At 47.6% G+C, this 22153-nt stretch carries 15 protein-coding genes; 1 reads left to right on the top strand and 14 read right to left on the bottom strand.

Features of this window, described 5'->3' with window-relative positions:
* Nucleotides 1-143: 143 nt before the first annotated feature.
* From AC50YG_RS07280 to AC50YG_RS07345, 14 genes are all read right to left on the bottom strand, one after another.
* Nucleotides 144-611, bottom strand: a complete 468-nt coding sequence (locus AC50YG_RS07280) for a GNAT family N-acetyltransferase (RefSeq protein WP_494825803.1) — start codon at nt 609-611, stop codon at nt 144-146.
* Between the two features lie 202 nt (nt 612-813).
* Nucleotides 814-5625, bottom strand: coding sequence for an Ig-like domain-containing protein (locus AC50YG_RS07285; protein ID WP_494825805.1), 4812 nt, complete (start codon nt 5623-5625; stop codon nt 814-816).
* A 193-nt stretch (nt 5626-5818) separates the two neighbouring features.
* Nucleotides 5819-8872, bottom strand: a complete 3054-nt coding sequence (locus AC50YG_RS07290; RefSeq protein ID WP_494825807.1) for a sensor histidine kinase — start codon at nt 8870-8872, stop codon at nt 5819-5821.
* Nucleotides 8869-10017 (bottom strand): response regulator, encoded by a 1149-nt coding sequence (locus AC50YG_RS07295; protein ID WP_494825808.1) that lies wholly within the window; start codon nt 10015-10017, stop codon nt 8869-8871. The genes AC50YG_RS07290 and AC50YG_RS07295 overlap by 4 nt, the downstream gene beginning before the upstream one ends.
* Before the next feature lie 131 nt (nt 10018-10148).
* A complete protein-coding gene (locus AC50YG_RS07300; protein ID WP_473756483.1) occupies nt 10149-10718 on the bottom strand; it encodes an SF0329 family protein in 570 nt (189 codons plus the stop codon).
* Nucleotides 10719-11029: 311 nt separating this feature from the next.
* Nucleotides 11030-11206 (bottom strand): hypothetical protein, encoded by a 177-nt coding sequence (locus AC50YG_RS07305; RefSeq protein ID WP_494825810.1) that lies wholly within the window; start codon nt 11204-11206, stop codon nt 11030-11032.
* Between the two features lie 169 nt (nt 11207-11375).
* The gene (locus AC50YG_RS07310; protein ID WP_494825811.1) at nt 11376-11954 is read right to left on the bottom strand and encodes a DUF4256 domain-containing protein; all 579 of its coding nucleotides are present in this window, start codon (nt 11952-11954) and stop codon (nt 11376-11378) included.
* Between the two features lie 42 nt (nt 11955-11996).
* Entirely contained in the window at nt 11997-12296 is a 300-nt protein-coding gene (locus AC50YG_RS07315; protein ID WP_494825813.1) for a response regulator transcription factor, read from the bottom strand.
* Between the two features lie 139 nt (nt 12297-12435).
* A complete protein-coding gene (locus AC50YG_RS07320; RefSeq protein WP_494825814.1) occupies nt 12436-12645 on the bottom strand; it encodes a hypothetical protein in 210 nt (69 codons plus the stop codon).
* Nucleotides 12646-12899: 254 nt separating this feature from the next.
* A complete protein-coding gene (locus AC50YG_RS07325; RefSeq protein WP_494825816.1) occupies nt 12900-13607 on the bottom strand; it encodes a DNA alkylation repair protein in 708 nt (235 codons plus the stop codon).
* A gap of 70 nt (nt 13608-13677) precedes the next feature.
* Nucleotides 13678-17139: a glycoside hydrolase family 2 TIM barrel-domain containing protein gene (locus AC50YG_RS07330; protein WP_494825818.1), complete on the bottom strand. Its 3462-nt coding sequence runs from the start codon at nt 17137-17139 to the stop codon at nt 13678-13680.
* A 110-nt stretch (nt 17140-17249) separates the two neighbouring features.
* Nucleotides 17250-18929 (bottom strand): ABC transporter substrate-binding protein, encoded by a 1680-nt coding sequence (locus tag AC50YG_RS07335; RefSeq protein WP_494825819.1) that lies wholly within the window; start codon nt 18927-18929, stop codon nt 17250-17252.
* A 77-nt stretch (nt 18930-19006) separates the two neighbouring features.
* Nucleotides 19007-19879, bottom strand: coding sequence for a carbohydrate ABC transporter permease (locus tag AC50YG_RS07340; protein ID WP_494825820.1), 873 nt, complete (start codon nt 19877-19879; stop codon nt 19007-19009).
* Between the two features lie 15 nt (nt 19880-19894).
* On the bottom strand, nt 19895-20839 hold the full coding sequence (locus AC50YG_RS07345; protein ID WP_494826357.1) for an ABC transporter permease: 945 nt from the start codon (nt 20837-20839) through the stop codon (nt 19895-19897).
* A gap of 448 nt (nt 20840-21287) precedes the next feature.
* On the opposite strand from AC50YG_RS07345, the gene AC50YG_RS07350 reads away from it, so the two are divergent.
* Nucleotides 21288-21896 carry a transglutaminase-like domain-containing protein gene (locus tag AC50YG_RS07350; protein ID WP_494825821.1) on the top strand — a complete coding sequence of 203 codons (609 nt, stop codon included), beginning with the start codon at nt 21288-21290 and terminating at the stop codon, nt 21894-21896.
* Nucleotides 21897-22153: the final 257 nt, after the last annotated feature.

The raw sequence follows: 22153 nt of genomic DNA on the forward strand, positions 1-22153 counted from the left end.
TCCCAACAAATCCGATGTTATAATAACATTGAGCTTTACTCCCAGTTTAGTTGAACAAAAGCAGCAGACCAATATGATCTGCTGCTTTTGATCTGCTGCTTTCTTTGTATTATTGAGCTATCCTTTCCCGCTAGTTCAACGGGCTATAGGACAAACTCAGCGTATACTTCACCGGAAGGGTGGGTATTCCCTGTCTCAACAAAACCTAGTGAGGAATATAGATTATTCACAATCGCATTTTCAGGGTTATATGTAAGTTCAAGGACCCTAGCTTTCCCATGAGGAGATGCTTTTGAAAATTCTATAGCTTTTATCATTGCTTCTTTGCCATACCCTTTACCTTGGTATCGCCCATCAATCATGATTTTAAAAACTCCATAACTGCTGTATTCGAATTTCCCATTTCCATCGTCATAATACATCATTATAAAGCCAACCATCTTCTCGTCTTTATAAATCGCAAATGTAATAATGACCTGCCCCTCTTTTGACGCAATATAAGCTTCTGCAAGTGCATGCTGATTAGAGGAGATAAAGCGTTTCTGTTCCTCTGTAACTTGTAGCTCCACACATTCAATAAAGTTGTCCCACGTTATTTCTCTAAATTCCACAGACCATCCCTCCAAAAAAAAGTCTCTCCAAATCACAAAAATAAGCATACAGAAATTTGTATGATATTGGAATGGTGTAATTGAGAAAAAAGCATACTGGGAATTAGCACTCATGGTCTATACATCTGTCAAAAAAGATAAGAAGTCCTGCCACTATCCAGCCTCGCGCTGGATAGTGGCAGGACTTTATGGGGTCTGCTGCTTAAATCAAATCCGATTTTTGCAATAATCTCTGTATTATAGTTGCGACCTCGGCTCGGGTCATATTCCCCTTCGGCGCAAGTAAAGCTCCACTTCTGCCAAATACAAGGCCAGCCTGTACATTGTCCGCAACGCTGCTTTGTGCCCATGTGGCCACTTCCGCTGCATCTTCAAACGGACGAAGGGCTGCATCTATCGATTGCTCAAGCAGCTTAGCCTTCAGCCCGGTTATCGCCATCGCTTTGGCTAGAATAATCATTGCTTGTTCTCTTGTAATTTTGTCATTCGGTCGGAACGTGCCATCTTCAAAGCCGTTGATAAGCTGCATGGAATAAGCTGTATTAACCGCCCCGCTAAACCAATCGGTTGATTTCACATCCGAGAATGGCGTTGCTCCATTTTCCAGCTTGAGTCCTAGTCCGCGTACAATGATCGCTGCAAATTCGGCACGGGTAATCTCCAGGTCAGGGCTGAACAGCCCGTTGCCCGTTCCGCCGACAACCATCCGCGACCCCATGTCGTTAACGGCATTTTTCGCCCAATGATTCATCATATCGCTAAATTCGAGCGGATGCCAGACGACCGCATAATCGCTGTTGGTCAAGCTATTGATTTGAGCCTCATATTTCCCGTTAATATTTCGAATTTTAGTCGGTACATGGCGTACGGAGCCATCCGGCTCAACGACTACTCCAGTCGTAATCTTGCCGGGATCAACGCCATCCGGAAGCGCAATCGTTCTTTCCACATAAGCGTCAAAATTCGTTACTTCGATGATCTTATCTCCATATACTGCTCTCACCGTAAAGCTCAGCGGCTGGCCGACAAGCGTGAACTGGCCTTTGGCTGCTGCGTTCTCCACAATCTCCAACGTATTTGTTGTCAGATTGGCAATTTCAATCCTTACTTTAATGTCTTGCAAGGCTATTGATTCCCCAACCTGCTCAGATATAGCACCGATATTGATTTGCCCTGCTGGAAGCGTGTAGGTCGCATTTTCAGTTTTGAACACAAGAACAGCTTGCTTGTTCTCCATGTTTTTCACCATTTGACCGTTCAGCTCGCCAACGAAGATGTCGGATTTTTGGTCAATCGGAATCGTGACTACCGCATGCTGCCCTTCCGCAGCAAGTCTCTCATCCAGTTTTTTCTGATCCACAATCACCGTTATTTCGGTTTGATTGTTTCGTTTTGTAACCGTGGCGGTACCCGCATTCTCAACTTTTCCGTTAACCAGAATATTCACACCGTTGATCACAGTGTTCGTAGTGCCCGATGTGGATGGAACGGAAGGCTGAGATGGTGTATTTGATGCTGCCGGGATGACTGCATTCGATTCCGCAGAAGCAGCACTCCTACCCGTATCATTAATTGCTTTTACCGTAAAGGTGTAGCTTGTTCCATTCGTCAAGCCTGTGAGCGTAATCGGACTTGCTCCTCCGATCACGCTGATGTTACCAGGCGAAGCAGTCACTTCATAGCCTGTAATCGCATTTCCACCGTTATCAGTAGGAGCCGTAAAGGTTACGACAGCTTGTCCGTTGCCCGCCACAGCGGATACGTTAGCTGGCACTCCCGGGATGGTTGATGAAGTCGCGCTTGTGTGGTTAGACGCCCCGCTCAAGCCGCCTACGTTTTCTGATTTTACTACAAAGTAATAGGTGGTGCCGTTGACCAGATTTTGCGCGTTGTAAGTAGGTGATGTGACAATCGCCACTTCAACGAGGTTATTTGGGTCAGCATCTGTTGCCATATAAATGCGATATTGTAGCGCATCCGATACTGTACCCCAGTTCAGCGTAACTTGGCGGTCACCGCCGACAGCCACAAGATTTTGTGGATTTTCGGGAGCATTCGGCAAGTTTACGACTTGCGTGACGATAAATGAGACAGATGTCATATGATCCGCAGATACGGTTACCGTTGCCGTGTATGTGCCTGCTGGCAAACCATCTTTTGCATGAATGTCAAAGCTTGTTGTTGCGCCGCCAGTTAAAGTAGCATCCGGCTGTGTCACTACAAAATCGTTAGCGTTTGCGCCACTAAGCGCAGCCGACAGGTTCAATAAATCTCCAGTTCCAGTATTCATGACTGGAATGGTTTTAGTCTCTTGGGTACCTGATTGGTATCCCTGAACTAGTGCCGTTAACGTTTGATCTGTTATTGCAGCGATCGAATAGGAAGCTGCTGCTGTGACGGTAATCGTCGATGTTCCTGTTTTGCTATTATCTACCGTTGACGTTGCCGTGATTGTGTAATCGCCAGGCGCGGCATCCGCCGCAACGGTTACATTCCCCGTGCTGTCTACCTCCACCTTGTTGCTTCCGTCGTTGCTCGTCCAAGTGACCGTCGTTGCCGCTCCTCCTACTGCATCTACTCTAGCTGTGAGCGGCTCGCTTCCTCCTTGTACGACGCTTGCGCTGCTTGGACTCACGCTTACGCTGTTGACTGCTGGCGCTACTGTGACGGTAATCGTCGCTATACCTGTTTTGCTGCCATCCACCGTTGACGTTGCCGTGATCGTGTAATCGCCTAGCGCGGCGTCCGATGCGACCGTTACATTCCCTGTGCTATCTACTTCCACCTTGTTACTCGCGTCATTGCTTGTCCAGGTGACCGTCGTCGCCGCTCCTCCCACTGCATCTACTGATGCTGTGAGCTGCTTGCTTCCTCCCCGCTCAACGCTAGAGCTATTCGGACTCACGCTTACGCTATTGATGGCTGGCGCTGCCGTGATCGTAATCGTCGACGTGCCTTTTTTGCTGTTATCTACCGTTGACGTTGCCGTGATTATGTAATCACCCGGCGTTGCATCCGCTGCTACGGTTACATTCCCGGTACTGTCTACTTCCACCTTGTTGCTCGCGTCATTGCTTGTCCAAGTGACCGTCGTTGCTGCTCCTCCTACAACATCCACCGTAGCTGTGAGCTGCTCGCTTCCTCCTTGTACAACGCTTGCGCTGCCCGGACTCACGCTTACGCTGTTAACTGCTGGTGCGGCCGTTACGGTTATTGTAGACGTGCCTTTTTTACTGCTATTCACTGTCGACGTTGCCGTTATTGTGTAATCACCCGGTGTTGCATTCGCAGCTACGGTTACATTCCCCGTGCTGTTTACCGTGACCTTGCTCGAGTCGCTGCTCGTCCAAGTCACCGTCGTCGCTGCTCCACCTGCTGCATCCACCGTAGCCGTGAGCTGTCTGCTTCCTCCTTGCTCAACGCTTGCAGTGCTCGGACTCACACTTACGCTGTTGATAGCCGGCGCCACTGTGACGGTAATCGTCGACGTTCCTGTTTTGCTACTATCCACCGTCGACGTTGCTGTGATTGTGTAATCGCCCGGCGCGGCATCCGCTACCACAGTTACATTCCCCGTGCTGTTCACCATGACCTTGCTCGAGTCGCTGCTCGTCCAAGTCACCGTCGTTGCTGCTCCACCTGCTGCATCCACCGCAGCCGTGAGCTGTCTGCTTCCTCCTTGCACAATGCTTGCGGTGCTTGGACTCACAGTTACGCTGTTAATTGTCGGAGGCACAGGTGGCACATAACTGGACGTCCGAATTTGAACAACCGATCCGTTCGTCTCCTGCCACCCAACATATAAAACATTGTTTAACCCTGCTGCTGCAGGAAATTGTGCCAATCTCGAGACATTTGCATTCAGACCGTTTACTCCATTTCCATCTGCGCTCGTCCAACTCGTACCGTCATACTTTTTGACCCGAATTTGAAAAGCCGTTCCATTGTACTCCGACCACGCTGCATATAAAGCGTTATTAAGCGCCGTTAACACAACATAGTTTGCTCTGTAATCAGTCTGCTTGTTTATACCATACATCCCGTTGCCGTCCACACTCGTCCAAGTGCTTCCGTCGTATTTCTTGACTCGAATTTGATTATCATTCGTTTCGGCTATTTCGTCCCACGCCAAATATAAGGCATTGTTGAATACAGCCAATGAAACATTGGCCCCGGTTTTTGCCACATTTACATTCAAACCAGTCGTACCGCCGCCGTCAATCGACGTCCAATTCGCCCCATCATATTTTTTGACCCGAATTTGATTAGCGCTTCCGTTGGTTTCATACCACGCCAAATATAAAAAACCATTGTATTCAGCCATTTTAGGGACAGCTGCTCCCCTTGCAGTATTTGCGTTCAAACCGTTCACACCGCCACCGTCAGCGCTTGTCCAGGCACCGCCGTCAAACTTCTTGACTCGGATTTGATTTGCGTTGCTGTCGTTAACCTCACTCCACGCTACATACAAGTTATTGTCGTGTACAAGCAATGTAGGGTTTGATGCTTCTTTTGAGGCGTCGATGTTTAACCCGTTTGAGCCACCAACCACGCTCGTCCAACTCGTTCCATTATATTCCTTTGCCTTAATTTGGCTTACGCCGGATACTGCGTTTCTTTCAACCCACGCGATATATAAAGCATCCTCAAATACAGTCATCGCAGGGGTAACGGCCGCCCTTGAAGAATTTTCGTTCAAGCCATTTGCCCCGTTACCGTCGACGCTCGTCCAGCTCGTGCCGTTATATTTCTTAACACGTATTTGGTTCGCCGTTCCATTCGTTTCATACCATGCTTCATATAATTCGTTGTTGAATACAGCTAGTGTTGTGTTGTTGCCATCTCTTGCAGCATTTACGTTCAAGCCGTTCACACCGCCGCCATCCACTGACGACCACCCGAGGGCTGCTGCCGAGGCCGTACCTGCGCTTGATAGAAGCGGTATTAAAAGCATAACGGCAAGTAAGATATGTATCGTTTTTCGGATTTTATCGTTATTTCTACGCTTACTCATTAATGGGACCAAACTGCATCTTCCTCTCCGCATTATCATTATGTCATCTAGTCCAAATGATTTAGTTCAGCATACAGGAAGACACCTTAAAAAAACCTTAAAAATCGACAATTTTCTACATAAAAAACAGGCCTCATCGTAAAACGATGTGAGCCTGTTATGAGAACCTATAGCGTTAAGCGGAAGCCGCCTGTTAAACCCGCGAGGCAGGGATGCGTATGGTGACTTTCGTACCGTGCCCTAGTTCGCTTTCTATTTCCAGCGAAATCCCGTATTCATATTTCAAGCGCTTGTTAATATTCCGCAAGCCGACCCCCTGCGACTCATCTGGAACGTCTCGTTCAAGCAGCATCCTCAATCGTTCAGGCGCGATCCCTGCTCCATCATCGGCTACAACAAATTTCCAATTCCCATCCAAATTTCCCACCGTCACTGTCACTGTGCCGCCTTCAATTCGATCGCCAATGCCATGACGGATTGCATTTTCTACAAGCGGCTGCAACAAAAGCGGCGGCATTCGCAAGCTATAGGCAGCTTCCTCAATTACATATTCGAAGCGAATACGCTCTTTAAAGCGAGCTCGTTCAATCTCCACATACGTCCGAATGAGACTAAACTCTTCTGAAAAACCTATGCGTTCCTCCGCATTGCTGAACCGAAAGCTGCCTCGCAAGTAATCGGCCAAATCAACAATCATCTTCCGCGCGCGCTCCACATCCGTATAGCTTGATGCCACAATACTATTCAGCACATTGTATAAAAAATGCGGTTTGATCTGCGATTGTAAAAACGCCACTTCCAGATTAACTGCTCGGGCAAGCGATTCCTTCAGCGCGAGCAAGCTGCCGATTCTTGCCTTAAGCTCCTCGAGATCAAACGGCTTCGGCAAATAATCGTTCGCCCCCGCTTGGAAGGCTGCCACCTTATCTTGCGGCTGATAAGCTGCCGTAACCATTAGAACGGGCAGCTCCAGCAGCGAATATCGTTTACGAATCTCCTGGCACACTTCATAGCCAGACATGCCCGGCATCATTAAATCAAGGATAACGAGATCGATTCTGCCCGATTGATCCAGCTGCTCCAGCGCCTCATAGCCGTTCTTGACCGCGATCACTTGATAGTCGAGTGCTTGAAGTGCGTCTATTAAAACTTTTAAGTTCACATACTGATCGTCGACAATTAGTACCGTATGCTTCCCGCTCGGATTCGAATAGTACGGCGTAGCGAAGGAATAATTAGGTTCCTTGAGCATGGCCTGATGGTTTGAATCGGATGAGGACCATGACGCTTCTCCCCGCTCCTCGGCAATCGGAAGAGTGAAGGTAAAGGTCGAACCGACTCCCGGCGTGGAAGCAACCGCAATCGTTCCTTGTTGCAGCTCGACCAGCTGCTTCGCAATAGGCAGCCCTAATCCAAAGCCGCGATGCTGTGCTCCCTCAAGTGATTTGAATGGTTCAAAAATAAATGGAAGGTCTTGCGGCTCAATGCCTTCTCCTGTATCCTGCACCGAAATTTCGAGCCTTCCTCCCTGCTCTCTTCCGGTAATGATGATCTCCCCGTTTTTTGTATGCTTAATCGCATTATCCAGCAAATTTCCGATAATTTGACTCAAGCGGATTTCATCGGCAAAAGCAGATGGCAGCTGCGCCGGCACATGGTTCACGAGCCCAATCTGGTTTTCCGTGCACAAATAGGAATAAAAGCGCACTTGCACCTCCGCTACCGAACGAACGTCGATTGGTGCCGGAACCACTCTCATTTCACCCTGCTTCAGCTTAGATAAGTCCAAGATGTCATAAACGAGCTGTGAAAGCTTCCTTGTAATGTCGGTAATCAACTGAAGCTTTTCCCGTTGTTCCGCAGTTGGCGGATGCACGTCATCGCTTAGCATGGACTGGGAAATATTCATTACACCGTGAAGCGGTGTCTTGAATTCATGCGAGGTTCGAGCGAGAAAATCATCCTTTTGCTTGTCCGCTTGCAGCAATTGCCCGGACAGCTCCTCAATTTTATGGAAAGCGTTCGAGAAACGGAGCGACATCAGCAAGGCGAGCATCAGCAAAACAAGAAAAGGCTCAATCGGGGGAAGCGCATAGATCGGTACGCCAAAATAAATATTCATATTCTGGTTCAGCACTAGCGCATTCAATGCCATTGCCGCTACAGCTAAATACCCGCTGCCCGCTACTTTGTGTAGTGCCGTATATACGAATACATACGTGGCGTACAGAAACGAGATCGTAACATAAAGCGACGTCAATTGGCGAAAAGGTCCTGTTGAAAGCTGGGAGGCGAAGCCCATATTAAGCAAGGCAAGGATCACCCCGAGAACCAGACCGCTTCGATTGAGCCATTTAAAGCAGTAGGGCCGGAAAGCAATATATATATATAGGAAAAATCCTAGACTACCACCAACTGACGCGACCATTTGAATACGGAAATAAAGCCAGAACGGCAATGGACCAACCGCATTGAATAACACTCTTTCGCCGCTGATACTTGTAAATATAGCGATACATATGCACACTGCGCCAAATACTGCAAGTGACCAATCACTTCTTCTCTGGGAAAACATTCCAATAAAATACAATCCTATGATTAGAAAGGCCGTTAACGAAACCCAATCATGAGCGGTCGCCTGATCGCGAACTCCGGCAATTTGCTCAGCCTTGCCTAAGAGAAGGGATTCACCGATCCCGCTGCCAACCCGAAATTCATAGTTGGCTACCTGAACCAGAATTTCATTCCACCCTGGCTGCAGGGTGAAATAGCTCACATATGGTTTATTAAGTGCTTTGTATTGCTCTTCCTCAGCGGGATTCCCGCTTGATCCGACGACTTCGCCGTTAACAATGAGCCGATTGGAAATCAGGATCGACGCTGTTTTCAAGCCGTAGACTGCACCTGCATCACCCATCTGAAGCTGCAAGCGATAGGTCGCCATGCCAAGGGTATCCATCTGCTTTGACCATGATCCAGGAACCTGAATGAGCGCCGGTGACAAATCCCCCGTAGCAGTAGAAGAAAGAGCCGACTGATGGATGAGCAATTGCTTCGGATAAAACTCCCACTGCCCGTCCAGCCGAACGGCTCCATCCTCCTCGAAGCTCCATGCGGTCAAGTCCATAACCCCATTTACTGCTGTTGGCATAGGCTTCAGCTGGATCGTTGAATAAGTCAACAGCATGACGTAGGTTGCAATTAACAGAGATAAGGTAATGAGCGCCGCCGCAACTTCTTTTCTCATCGGGCATGCCGCTCTATTTGGTCCGTCGTTTCTTCAATCAGCCGCAAGGTCTCTGCCTCTAGCTCTGCTCCCAAATGCAAGCGAACCGCTTGCTGCAGCTGTAGACAGACACGGTACGCCTCATTTCGATTGCCTATCTTCAAATGCAGCTTAATCAACTCGCGTCCGTCAATCTCCGCATCTGGGGCCAGCGACAACAGCCTTTGCAGGCTGTCCAACGCAAGTGAAAGATTGCCCTTACTTTGAAAATGCATGTATCCTTTGCGAAGCACACGGACATACGAGGCTTTAATCCCTAACTGTCTAGAAGTGGCCCATCCAAAATCGCAGGCCTCCATATATTCGCCTTTGTACATCTGGTTTATTTTATGATAAGACGCTTCATCCATTTCCACTTCGGCCAATGTGCTGCTGAGCAACTGCTCAAATTCGATGACATCGACCGCCACCCCATCCCATACAGCACTGAATCCTTGATTCGCTTTCGTAATATGAATCGGAATATGATGTTCAGACAGGCTTTTTCTTAAATAGGACAGGCATGTATACAAATAGGTCTTCGCCTTGTTCAGATCATAGCCCGGCCATAGCGCCTCAATGATGGAGGCGGTATTCACAGACTTTCCGGCATAATGGATCAAAAACGCGCAAAGCTCCTTTTCCTTCTTCGTTTTCCATGTCAGCCCCTTACTCATGTCGCCCGGCAATACAAGCTGAAAGCCACCCAAGCATTGGACGACAGGGGCGATATCTGCTACTAGGCGTGAAAGAATAACGGACTCAGATAAGGATTGTTTAATGCGCGAAACCGTGTTCTGCAATCTATCTATCGTAAATGGCTTCAGCAGGTAGTCGATGGACTGAATTTCAAACGCTTCGACCGCATATTCCGCATAGGCTGTTGTGAATACAATCGGCATTTGTGGAAATCTGCTTCTAATTATTCTGGCAGCCTCCGTGCCTTTCATTCCCGGCATTTGGTTATCTAGAAACACGGCATCTACGGGGGAATGGCCTAAAACCTCAATCGCTTGGAGCGGATTGATATATCTTCCTACGACTTGAACATCTCCCATTTGCCCGAGCAAAATTTCCAACAAATCCAGCGCATCTTCCTCATCATCAATGAGCATTACACGAATCATCCGTTGTTGTCTCCTTCAACTTTTTTGCAGGTATCCTTTTCTGTATGGAGAACACAAATTCAAATATGTATGGGGGAAATTTATAAATTCTTATATTTCACAAAAATCTGATTACATCTAGGCTTTTATTTTCAAAATGTACTAAGCCGTAGTTCATAAAAATACTGCACAATGGGATGCTTTAGCTTCATCTTCTCGCTCATATTTAAAATCCGCTTTTTCCCGACGCGCCTGTCCACCAAAGCTAGTATATTCAATAAGATATCATGGCTCTCCATGCTTTCCTCAATAGAAATGGATAAAAACTTAGTCGCTACGGTGATAAAATTTGATTTGCTTAAGGATGACTGTGCCGCCAAAAGCTCCTTTGCATGTTCAGATATTTTTCTGCTTCGGGCAATTACGATTAGACGATCCTCCGGAACTAACCCCTTGGTCTCTTTTCTGATGGCTTCCATTTCTTCATGGCTGATAGGAATTTGGATGCTTGAATCATTCTTAATTTCCAGCTCCGTCTGATACCATCTGATTGAGTTAGTGGTATCACTCATATTGAGCACGTTCTTCTTATCTACTGCAATATAACAAAGCCCTGCTTTATCAATTAAATATCGGTAGCTGGTTGCACGGTATTCGACCCTTCCATGTAACGTAGGACTAAGAAAGCTCTCCAGATTTTGTTTCATTTTGCTCCAGGACATGTATTCCTCCTATGTTCTCTATTAATAACTACCTCTAGAGGAAGTCTCTCTATCATCTATAATACAATAACCAATCCTCAATCCTCTATGTTCAAATGAAAAAACCTCAGAGTTTTGTAAGCGAGTAAATATTCGCACTTCCCTACAAATTAAAGAAGAACAGCCCATAAAGTACAGGTGTTCTTCTCACTTCAAATATGTTTTTTCAATTTGTTCGGCCCAACTGGGAATTGAATCCACACGATGTGTGATCAAACCATCACTTATTTGAAGCACTCTATCACCTTCAGCACTGCTGTTATCTATTCTGTTTATGCATGAGAGATATCCGAATTTGCAATGGGGACAATATCTCCATTGTTGTATTCTTTTACAATTTGACCTTCCGACGTTTTATATACAATATATGTGTCGTTAGCTTTTGCATCCAGCTTAGCGCGATCTCCTGTGAGTTTAATAAGTTTCTCTAGATCATCAAATTTATCCATGGGTCCTACCTTTTCAGGATACTGATATTAAAGCCAGATAACTAAGATAGTTCAATGAATCTGCTCGTTGCCGGGAATATACGGAATCGTCAATTCCGCCCCGAGGCACCGAATCAAGCTTGGGTGACAGACATCATCTACGTCGCCACGGATGAAGGATGGCTTTAGGCTAGACCCTTAACCAGCCCCGGAACCCTCTAGCGCCGTAATAGGAATCTGCTCCATTGTGATACATGAAGATTGTGTTATAGCGACGATCACAAAAAACAGCACCGCCGAGCTCTCTAATAGTAGCGGGTGTTTTCACCCAACTGGACGTTTTCAAATCGAATTTCCCAAGCTCCTGCAGCTCTCGATACTGTTCTTCTGTTAAAAGCTCTATCCCCATGTCTGCTGCCATTTCCATCGCACTATTTTGCGGCTTATGCTCTTTGCGTGACTCCAGTGCTTCACGGTCGTAGCAAATGCTTCTGCGACCTTTAGGACTTTCTGCCGAACAATCATAAAAAAGGAACTCGCCCGTCTCCTTGTCATAATCAACAACATCCGGTTCACCGCCGGTCCTCTCCATTTCATGAAGCGACCATAGCTTTTCGGTTTGAGCTTCAAGCTTTGCTTGTACATTAGCCCATTCAAGACCTTTATGCCGATCCATATTTTTATCAAAACGGGCGTTCAAGGCTTTAAGCAATGCCTCACGCTGCTCCGTAGACAGCTCCTTTGTAGAGCTGTTTGGATTAGTTGTCATCTTCATTTCCCCCTTCAATATCATGATGCCGCACAGATTTCCTCAAGTCAAAAGCCCCAATTGTCTGGCCTGCTGCAGGGCTTGTATGCGATTGTGAGCCTCAAGCTTGCGATACACATTCTTTAGATGGAACTTCACGGTACCACTCGAGATTTGCAGCCTATCAGCAATCTCCTTGTTTAACAGTCCATCCGCAAGCAGAATGAGTATATTCATTTCCTGCTTGGTCAAGATTTTTTTCGGGGACGGCTTATGGCTCAGCTCCTCCTTCAGCGCTTTCAGAAGCCGCCCGACATAATCCAGCGATACCGAGGTTACACTCCCCTCTTGCTTAGCCTTCATGAAATCGTCAAGCATCCCGAGCATAATTTCCCCTTCATCCACGAAGCTTCGAATATATCCGATAGGCCATGCTCTGGAGCAGCCGGATGTGAATACGATCCCGAAGGCGATTATCTAGGTCGATTAGAAGGTATAGCCTTTAAAGCTTATCTAGCGAGACCCAAGCGACGCGAGCGACGTGCTGCTGCTTCGCCCATTCGCTAATCCCCGTCGTTTTGCCGTAGCCTGCCTGCGCCGACACCAGTGTCAGCTTCGTATTCAACCCCATATCGAGCTTGCGCATCAGCTTAGGCCGAGACACCAAGGATTTTCGTACTTGGGGAATGCGAATTTTCGATTGGGCAATCATGCTGTTACGCCTCCGTCCTTACATCTGCATCCTCCTTTCATTTGACATTCGATGCGCGATTTCCTGCCTCGCCTTTCGTTTCGCATCGAGGATCATCACATAAAAAAACCTGCCCGGCACTTGCACCTGGAGAAAGGAGCAGACTTTTCGGAAAGGGCTACCGTCTAAAGTAAATAAAAATAAGGATCACCTGAAGGCTGTTGATTAACCGCCTTCAGGTAACCCTTCACTTATTCTTCTACTCTCTCTTTCCGTCAGCACCTTACATATTTGCGTTTGAAGCCGATTCGCCCTTTATCGACAGCCTTCTGAATATTGCCTGCGGCATCAAGAAGCTTGCTCTTGGACTTCGCTTCCGTCACCTCCACCGGGCCAATAGCCGCGGCGGTTTCGACTGCCTTGTCATGCAGCGGCACATAGGATACGGCTGTCGTATGGACGAAATTATTCATTGCGTATTTGGCGCGTTCAGGAGCATCGTGAATCGTATCACGGACCTTATCCAGCATCCCGGCCAGCTTGCTCTCGGAAAACTCACTGTCCTTACGGCTGCCAAGCAGCCAGCAATAACAGCTCCAACCTGCGGACATACGCAGCTCCTCGCCGCTTGCAATCCATTTATCAGCTACCTGCTGCGCAATATCCGTTTCTGCTAGCGTTACCGCTACGACGTAATCAGACAGCATGAAGAAATAGGCAGCGTCTATCCAGCGGTCAAAGTCAGCCTCCGACATCGCCTCAGGCTCCGCAATAACGCCGGCAAAATACATCGCGTCATAATTTCCGGTCGCATAAAGCTGCTCGGCCAGCGGCTGATTTTTTTTCGTTTTCCGGGCGATTGGCTTCATCCCACCTGTCGCCACGCCAAACAACGGCTCATGAGCTCCATTGGATACATATATTTTTTTGGTACGCTCCTTGCCGAGCACTTCAAGCTCCTGCATAACCTCTTCAACATTCATCCGAATCCCTACCTTCTGCTCTATAGTAAAGTTTGCTCCGCCATCATCTCTTCCTATTCAGCATCTCCTATTATAAATGCAAAAAGCGGAACCAGCCAAAGTCGAAGCTGCTGCCCGGCAGGAAAATAAAGGTCACCTTCTGCAGCCCTGTTATTTGCTCCAATTCAAATGTCCGCTCTTCGTATCCGTTCGATTTCTCGAACTCTACGAGCTGATTGCTTTCGCCGTTCTCGCCAGCGAATCGAATATGGATCGTATTTTTATCAATCGGTGAGCTCCCATTAAGGACCAGCTTCGAAGCGCCTTCAGCCGCAAAATCCATATACGCGAATTCCAGCGAGACATTATTGCCGATGCCCTCCACACGCCCATCTGCAAAGGTAAAGGTATCGCCATAAACCCGATCGCAGGAGGCTGCTGCATTTTGTTCGAAAGCCCGATTTTGGCGTTCAAAAGAAAATCCTTTAATGTGCACCTTCTGGCGAAGCACGAAGCAAAGCGACGTAATGCCGCGAAGTCTCTTGGTCAGGCGATACGTTTCCTCTTGATAGACGTTCCACCTGGACGGCTTCTGATAAATGACGTCGGCAACTAGGCTGCTGCCCTCAACGCCGGGCATTCCTTCCCAAATTTGCAGCGCATACTCCTCGCTAGACAAGGCGAAGATTGGCAGCGTAATCGTATCGGAGCCATAAGGACCGAAGTCGATATCGTGAAAGCCTACTTGCGTTTCACCATCTCGGCTCGTTGCTACCCCTCTTTCGTTGCCATTCCCAACATCGCCTTTGCTGTAATCGTAAAGCCCCGCCGAGATGAAGCTATACGGGTCCTTGTAGGCGGTTCCGAGACCTGTTGCTTTAAACTCCAGCTGGGAAATCAGCTTCGTCTTGTCCGTGCCGTTCTTACTCGTACAGCGCAAGCGAAAAGCGCCGTCGCCGATAGCCGATACCCTCGCCTCAAGCCCATATGCTTCGACCTTGGCAATGTTCGAATCGATCCCTTCGTCCGTTACGGCACGCCACTCCACCTCTCGATACGACGTATTTTCCGGCCATAGCTTAGCTCGAACAATAATTACTTTGGTCGATTCATTAATAACTTGCCCAGAGTCGCTAATGATTTCGATTTTACGAAGCGGCGTTTCTGCATCCTCCCCCGTCACGCATTCCAGCTCTTGATTGCTCGTGTTGGCTGAAATGCCTTCCAAGCTTATATCGCTCGCAGTATGCGACTCGAATTCCGCGGCCACAGCCTCCACCCCCTCGGAGGAAACCTCGATTCGGATTTTCCCTGGTGAAAGCGTCGCCCCAATAATCGCCATCAGCTTGCCGCTGAACAGCCTTCTGCTTGTACCCTTATACGGATCAAAATCCGTGCTGTCACCATTATCCAGCCCCAGCAAGCGGCCTGCGCCCGTCACCTCGACATGAACACGATTGTTCGCATTGTCTACCGAATGCCCCTGATTATCCAGCATGCCAATTTCCACAAAAATCAAATCCGTACCGTTCGCCTCCAGCACCTCTTTATCGGCCCCGAGACGAAGCTTTATCGCATCCCCGAACGATGTTCGAACATCGGTTGCAATCACATTACCACGCTCATCATAGGCGATGGCCTTCAGTTCCCCTTCCGCATAAGGCACCTTCCACCAGCCAACAAGCTCTGTTCCGTGCTCGTGATCAATGTCGCAAACTCCAATCGTATCTCCATTAAATTGCAGCTCAATCTTAGGCGCATTCGAGCAGACCCTGACATCGATTATTTGGCCAGCATTAAAATCCCAATACGGGAAGAGGTGAACCATTGGCTTCGTTTTATAATCCGTCCAAGCAGCCTGGTAAATGTAATAGGAATCCTTCGTGAACGTAGCCGTATCTAGCTGGCCAAAATAGGAATTTTTCGTATGATATGGCGTCGGCTCTCCAATATAATCGAATCCCGTCCACAAAAACTGGCCAAGCGAAAACGGCGTATCCCGCTCCGCCAAAATACAAGCCTCCGCCGACTTGGCTCCCCAGCTTGTCGAGCTGTTGCCAAGAGCCGAGCATTGCTCGTCATCGTCGGCAAGAATTGATTTTTCGAAGGGGAAATGATAAATGCCTCTGCTCTGGACGACCGAGGCGGTCTCGCTGCCGTAGATGATCCAATCCGGATGCTCCTCATGATGCTTGAAATAATATTTGTCCGCGTAATTGTAGCCAGCGACCTTCACGATATCGGCGCATTTCTGCGCATTTTCCCACGGCATATAATTCGAACCAATCGTAACTCGGGCATTCTGCTTCGGATCGAACTCCAAAACGTAATCCATGAGCATTCTGGTGATTTCCTGCCCCCGCTCGTCCGCATGCGTATCGTAAATTTCATTCCCGATGCTCCACATGAGCAGGCTTGGATGATTCCGATCCCGGAGCACCCAGCTTCTCACATCCGCGTACGCCCACTCCTTGAAAAACCTTGCGTTATCGTAAGCCGTTTTGGGTCGCTCCCACATATCGAACGCTTCCGTAACAACGAATAGTCCCATCTCATCTGCCAAATCCATGAGTTCAGGAGCCGGCATATTATGCGCTGTGCGGATGGCGTTTACGCCCATTTTTTTCAGCAGCTCAAATCTTCTTCGCAGCGCGTAGATGTTGAACGCCGCCCCTAAAGCACCAAAATCATGATGCTCGCAAACCCCGTTCAGCTTCAGCTTTTTCCCATTCACCTGAAGTCCTAGCTGGGGATCAAGAACGATGCTTCGGAAGCCTAGAGGATGTGTGAGCGTCTCCAATTCTTCGTCCTCGCAGCCATCTTCCCCGCCCGATTCCGACAATTGTCGCTGCATTCGCGTAATGATTTGGTACAAGCTTGGTTCATCCGTGCTCCATAAGAAGGGAGCATCTACGGTTAATGTTTGACTGCTTTTTGCAATCAGGCCGCCGCCTGCTTTTACCCGTTCCGAAGTAGACACGACTGTCCGTCCTTGGAAGACGATATCATGCGACAGAAGCACATCTTCATCAATGTGCACGTCTGTGTCCACTTCCACCAGCCAACTACCACCGCTGTCGCCATTTTGCAGCCTGGTTGTAACATAGACGCCACCTGTGACAATGTGATTGTTGCCTTGCTCCTTGAGCCAGACGTTGCGGTAGATGCCTGCTCCTGAATACCAGCGGCTGTTCGGGCTCTCGTGCACCACTTTTACGACGATTTCATTTTCACCCTCGATAATCGCATCCGTTATTTCGTGCTCGAAGGACGCATAGCCATTTTTCCATTCGCCCATCAACTGACCGTTTACATATACGCTAGAATCCATGTACACGCCGTCAAAGCAGAGCAGGAGCTCCCGATCACTCCGCGACCTTATAAAGGTTTTGCGATACCAGCCAATACTATTCTCGTAAAGCGCCAACGTATTATAAATCAACCAATCATGAGGAAGATCAACCGGTTCGAAGTGGAGTCCGGCATGGTACACAACGTCCAGACCGCTTTTGGCAAATGCCCATCCATCGTTGAAAAGCACTTTCGTATTCATAGTCAAACAGCTCACTTTCATAGGTTTTGAGAGAGACTGGCTAATCGTTTAAAAGGGCTAGGTGCAGCCTCCTGAGGAAGACTGCACACCGAGCCCTTTGTTGTTAGAAATTAATAGCCTAATACGCTTTTCGTCTTCTGAAAAATATCATTTGCCATTTCCGTATAACGCGTGCTGCCGTTCGCTGCAACCTGAGCCTTGTAGCTGTCCCACTTGTCGAAGCTTTCTTGGCCGATAATAAACTTCAAGGTCATCGTCTTGACGTAATCCATAAGGGGCGTCGAGATCAATTTCATCTGTTCATTTTCCTCCGTGGTGGACATGATCGGCGGTGCAAGCTTGCGCACCTCCCGTGTCGCTTGTACGCGGCTTACGAAGTCCCGCTCCCCTTCGGTCATCTTGGACATTCTCAGCTTCTCAGAGCCGCCGTAAGCGAACATCCCTCCGGCAAAGCCGTAATCGACGTTCAGCTGTTTTGCCGCGCCTTCATTCATTCCGTTGTAATAAATTTCTGGATTAAGTACGACATTTCCTTCCGCATCAAGCGTATATGTCTCGCCTTCTACGCCCCACAGGCTGAGCATTTGACCTTCATTGGAATACCAGAACCAATCTACGAAACGAAGCATTTTAATAAAACCTTCCTCGCCCAAATCATCAAGCGCGTTCTGGCTGATCATAATGCCGTTCTCCAAGCGGGAGGTCTCGACCTGTTGCTGTCCTTTTGGCCCGCCGGGCTGGGTAATCATATATAATTCACTGCTCGGATCTTGCATTTTGCTCTTGAAATCAGCCAATACCTGATAAATACCGCTTATCACATAGGTGTCGCCTTTGAAAAATTTCGCTTTTGCCACATCATCTTCTTGTGTAAAGGTTTCAGGGTCCATAATGCCTTCGGTTACGAGCTTATTGAAGTAACCCAGATAGCTTTTGAAGTCATCCGAGTCATCGGCAAATGCGAACTGCTGCTTATCATGGTCATATACCAACCCGTTAGACAAGCCCCAGCCTCCGGTGACGCCATATTGCACACCGGCAATGTTCAAAGCCGATTCGCCCTTGAATTGATCAGAGATGACGTATTTTGCCCCTGTATGCTCCTTCACCTTTTTCATCGCTGCATAGAAATCCTCGTACGTCCAATTCCCTTGCTCGCCCTCGACGTCCACGCCCGCCGCTTCAAAAATATCTTTACGTATAATATAGGAATAACCGCCGCCAGCGATCTCCCACATGCCCGGAAGGACGTAATATTTCCCGTCCTCCTTCAGCTTGGCCTTCAGATCCTCTTCCATGCCCCAATCTTTCACGGCCTTCATATAGTTCGGCATGTATTGCACCCAATCGCTGACAGGCACAATTTGGCCCGTTGCCACGAAAGCGGATTCATCATACGTCTTAGGAATAATATAAGGTGCATCCCCACTATTCACCAGCAACGATTTCTGATTTTCATATTCGGTTCTAGCTGTAATCGACAAATCGAAGGTCACATTCGTTTTTTCCTGAATCGCGCTCCACAGTCTCCAGTCCTTTTTATAAGGGTAATTCTCATGATCGCTGTACATCATGGAGTAGGATACCGCATCATTGGAGTGGAATGTCTGGTCTTCCCCAAAGGTGTAATCCTTAGCCGAGCCAGCTGCTGACTCATTCGTGCCTGCCGCGTTTGATGCAGCGGGCTTGTTATTGCCGCCCGAAGACCCTTCGCTTCCAGACGTGCATGCCGTCATAAACACGAGCAGCAGCGCCAGCGTTCCCATTGCAAATGATTGACCAAATTTCATCGTTTTTGCCTCCCCTTTTTGGTTCGAGCTTTGTTTATATATAATGGAAACGTCTAAAGCGCTCCCTATTATATCGCTTAACCTTTAACAGCGCCGATCATCATCCCCTGCACAAAATACCGCTGCACAAACGGGTAGATGCAAATAATAGGCAGCGACGTCAGGACCATAGCTGTCGATTTGACGCTTGCGGCAATTTGGCTCGTCTGCTCGGACGTAGCCCCGATTTCAGCCGGACTGACTGCGTTGTCGATAATTTGCTTCAAATACAAGGCAATCGGCCATTTTTCCTTCGACTGCAAATAGAGCGATGGTCCGAACCAGTTGTTCCACATGCCAACGATAACGAACAGCATAATCGTAACGAGAATCGGCTTGGATAAGGGAAGAATAATTCTTGTAAAAATGCCAAACACGCCTAAGCCATCGACGCGCCCCGCTTCTTCCAATTCGCTGGGTATCCCGGCGAAAAACGTCTTCATCAAAATAACGTTAAAGGCGCTAATCGCCCCCGGAATGACGATCGCCCAGATCGTATCTCTCATTTCCAAGGTTTTTGCAATTAGAATGTAGTTAGGAATGAGGCCGCCGCCAAAATACATCGTAAACAGCACGAACGGTATAAAAAACTTATTGAGGCGCAGCTTTTCTTTGGAGAGCGGATAGGACATAACAGCCGTCGCAGCCACCGCGATAAACGTGCCAATGACCGAATAAACAATTGTGTTCCAGTAATAACGGAAGAAGTCAGGCTTGCTCAAGATGACCTCATAGGTTTTGGTCGTAAATTCCACCGGAAGGATCGTCACCTTGCCCGCATAAATAGCGGCCTCCGAGCTGAAGGACTGGGCCACGAGATAGACGAAGGGATATAAGGTAAAAATAACAACCAGAATCATAAACAGTCCGTTTAAGAGGTTAAAGGTGCTAAAGGCCGAGGTTCGTTTCACTTGAACGGCTCCTTTCTACCACAAGCTGGATTTCGTCGTCCGCTTCGATACTGCGTTTGCGGTCGTCACTAGAATTAAACCAATGATGCCTTCGAACAGCCCTACCGCCGTCGCATAACTAAAGTTGCCGCCGGTGATCCCCATGCGGTAAACATAGGTCGAGATGACGTCCGCCGTTTCATAGGTTAGCGGATTGTACAAAAGCAGGATTTTCTCGAAATTCGAGCCCAGAATGCTGCCGATATCCAAAATCAAGAGCACCATGATTGTCGGCAAAATGCCCGGAATCGTGACGTGCATGGCGAGCCTTAAACGGCTCGCTCCATCGATTTTCGCCGCTTCGTAGAGTGCTGGATTGATGCCGGTCATTGCCGCCAAATACAGGATTGTTCCCCAGCCTAGACTTTGCCAGACGCCAGAGGTGACGTAGATCGCCGGAAACCATTCGGGCAAGGAGATGAAGGAAATTTTATCCAAGCCGAGTGAAGCGAGCACACTGTTGATTGGTCCCGTTAAGGAAACAATCTCCTTCACCATCCCCGCCACGATGACCATGGATATGAAATGCGGAAGATAAGATACCGTCTGCACAAACTTCTTCCACTTCACCCTCCGCAATTCGTTCAGCAGCAGCGCGAATATTAACGTAATCGGAAATTTGACGAGCAGATAACTTACGCTGAGGTTCAGGTCATTGAAGAAGGCTCTCCAGAACGTCGGGTCCTTCATAAACATTTCGAAATAAGTGAAACCCACCCATTCCGAGCCCAAAATATTCGGCCCGCCCCTATACTTTCGGAAAGCAATAATGTTCCCAAGCATCGGCGCATACTTGAAAATGAGGAAGTAAATTACCGGTATAATCAGGAACGAATACAGCTTCCATTCCTTTTTCACATGTTTCCAAAGCGGCGTTGTATCTACAGCCTTGGCTCCTGCATGAGCTGCCACTAGCGTCATCACTTCCTTATGAGAATTTATACAGCTTGATGCTGATCGTCCATCCACCCTCCCTAAAACGCAAACCCCCGAAACGCTATTCGGTGAACCGTTTGAATGATCTTTTTAAATTCGTAACCGCTTTCAATCATTGAAGAAATGATGGATGGCAAGTCTGGCTTGCCGTTCCCGTCACTCCATCAATTTATCGAAACCGCCCCCGATCAGCAATGCTCAATAACCGAAAAGGATGTGCAATTCCCGCAAATCTACGATTTACAATTTGAAACGGATTGACTATTTCCCGAATTTTTGGGGGTTTGACATGGAAAAGACGACCTCGGGTACCTAGAGACCGTCTGTGTTGTCTGAAAGGATAGAACATGTGGCTGCGCTGGAATTGTGTTGAATAATTATTTATTATGATGCATAATTATAAAATCCAAATAAATATTCGAGGGGAAACAAAATGACATTCACATGCCAGTCCAATCACTTAGAGGACTATTTAGAATTATTACCAGAGGTTGATTATGATCATTTTTCAATAAAAGCTTTAGCAGCGGAACTGGATAGCCAATCGTCAAATGAAATGGATTATGTTAAAAATGTCTTTGAATTTGTTCGTGACCATATCTCGCATTCATGGGATATTCAAAGCTCACGCATTACGTGCAAAGCATCTGAGGTCCTTTTCTTCAAGGAGGGAATTTGTTATGCAAAATCGAATCTATTGTGCGCTTTATTAAGGAGCCAAGGAACTCCAGCCGGGTTCTGTTACCAACGTCTAACCTTGGGAGATACTCCTGATACAGGTCACGTTATCCATGCGCTAAACGCCGTATATATGAGATCCATTGGAAAATGGATTCGATTAGATGCACGGGGAAATAAATCGGGGGTAGATGCTCAGTTCTCGCTAGAAGAAGAGAAATTGGCTTTTCCAATACGCGAGGAATACGATGAAATCGATTATCCTGTCATTTATACGAAGCCTCATGTCAAAACAATCAACTCCTTACTTGAGCATTCAGATTGTAAGGCTATGTATCTCCATGGTTTGCCTTCGAGCTTGTAGTCATAACTTCTATAGATGCTTTTCCATTGAAAAGCAAATGGCGGTACAGGGATATTTCCTCTGTAGCCGCCATTTTAATAGGCTAAGAATAATCTTTATTACTTAGCTTATGACACCTTTATATTAATTGTTTTATCCGTTCACTGGCTTCGCCATGTCTCAGAACCGATTCAAGAAGTGACGCCCTAGCTTTCAAAGCATTTTGCTCATCCTTTAAAGCGTCATCCCTTTTCATACCAAGCCGATCCTTGCAATAG

Source organism: Paenibacillus sp. J31R34 (genome assembly GCF_059383715.1).

Excerpts from the sequence above, each read along its gene's own strand:
- AC50YG_RS07330 (WP_494825818.1), bottom strand. The coding sequence starts at position 17,139 with ATGAATACGAAAGTGCTTTTCAACGATGGATGGGCATTTGCCAAAAGC.
- AC50YG_RS07335 (WP_494825819.1), bottom strand. The coding sequence starts at position 18,929 with ATGAAATTTGGTCAATCATTTGCAATGGGAACGCTGGCGCTGCTGCTC.
- AC50YG_RS07285 (WP_494825805.1), bottom strand. The coding sequence starts at position 5,625 with ATGAGTAAGCGTAGAAATAACGATAAAATCCGAAAAACGATACATATC.
- AC50YG_RS07310 (WP_494825811.1), bottom strand. The coding sequence starts at position 11,954 with ATGACAACTAATCCAAACAGCTCTACAAAGGAGCTGTCTACGGAGCAG.
- AC50YG_RS07295 (WP_494825808.1), bottom strand. The coding sequence starts at position 10,017 with ATGATTCGTGTAATGCTCATTGATGATGAGGAAGATGCGCTGGATTTG.
- AC50YG_RS07315 (WP_494825813.1), bottom strand. The coding sequence starts at position 12,296 with ATGAAGGCTAAGCAAGAGGGGAGTGTAACCTCGGTATCGCTGGATTAT.
- AC50YG_RS07290 (WP_494825807.1), bottom strand. The coding sequence starts at position 8,872 with ATGAGAAAAGAAGTTGCGGCGGCGCTCATTACCTTATCTCTGTTAATT.
- AC50YG_RS07300 (WP_473756483.1), bottom strand. The coding sequence starts at position 10,718 with ATGTCCTGGAGCAAAATGAAACAAAATCTGGAGAGCTTTCTTAGTCCT.
- AC50YG_RS07345 (WP_494826357.1), bottom strand. The coding sequence starts at position 20,839 with ATGACGCTAGTGGCAGCTCATGCAGGAGCCAAGGCTGTAGATACAACG.
- AC50YG_RS07320 (WP_494825814.1), bottom strand. The coding sequence starts at position 12,645 with ATGATTGCCCAATCGAAAATTCGCATTCCCCAAGTACGAAAATCCTTG.
- AC50YG_RS07305 (WP_494825810.1), bottom strand. The coding sequence starts at position 11,206 with ATGGATAAATTTGATGATCTAGAGAAACTTATTAAACTCACAGGAGAT.
- AC50YG_RS07350 (WP_494825821.1), top strand. The coding sequence starts at position 21,288 with ATGACATTCACATGCCAGTCCAATCACTTAGAGGACTATTTAGAATTA.
- AC50YG_RS07325 (WP_494825816.1), bottom strand. The coding sequence starts at position 13,607 with ATGAATGTTGAAGAGGTTATGCAGGAGCTTGAAGTGCTCGGCAAGGAG.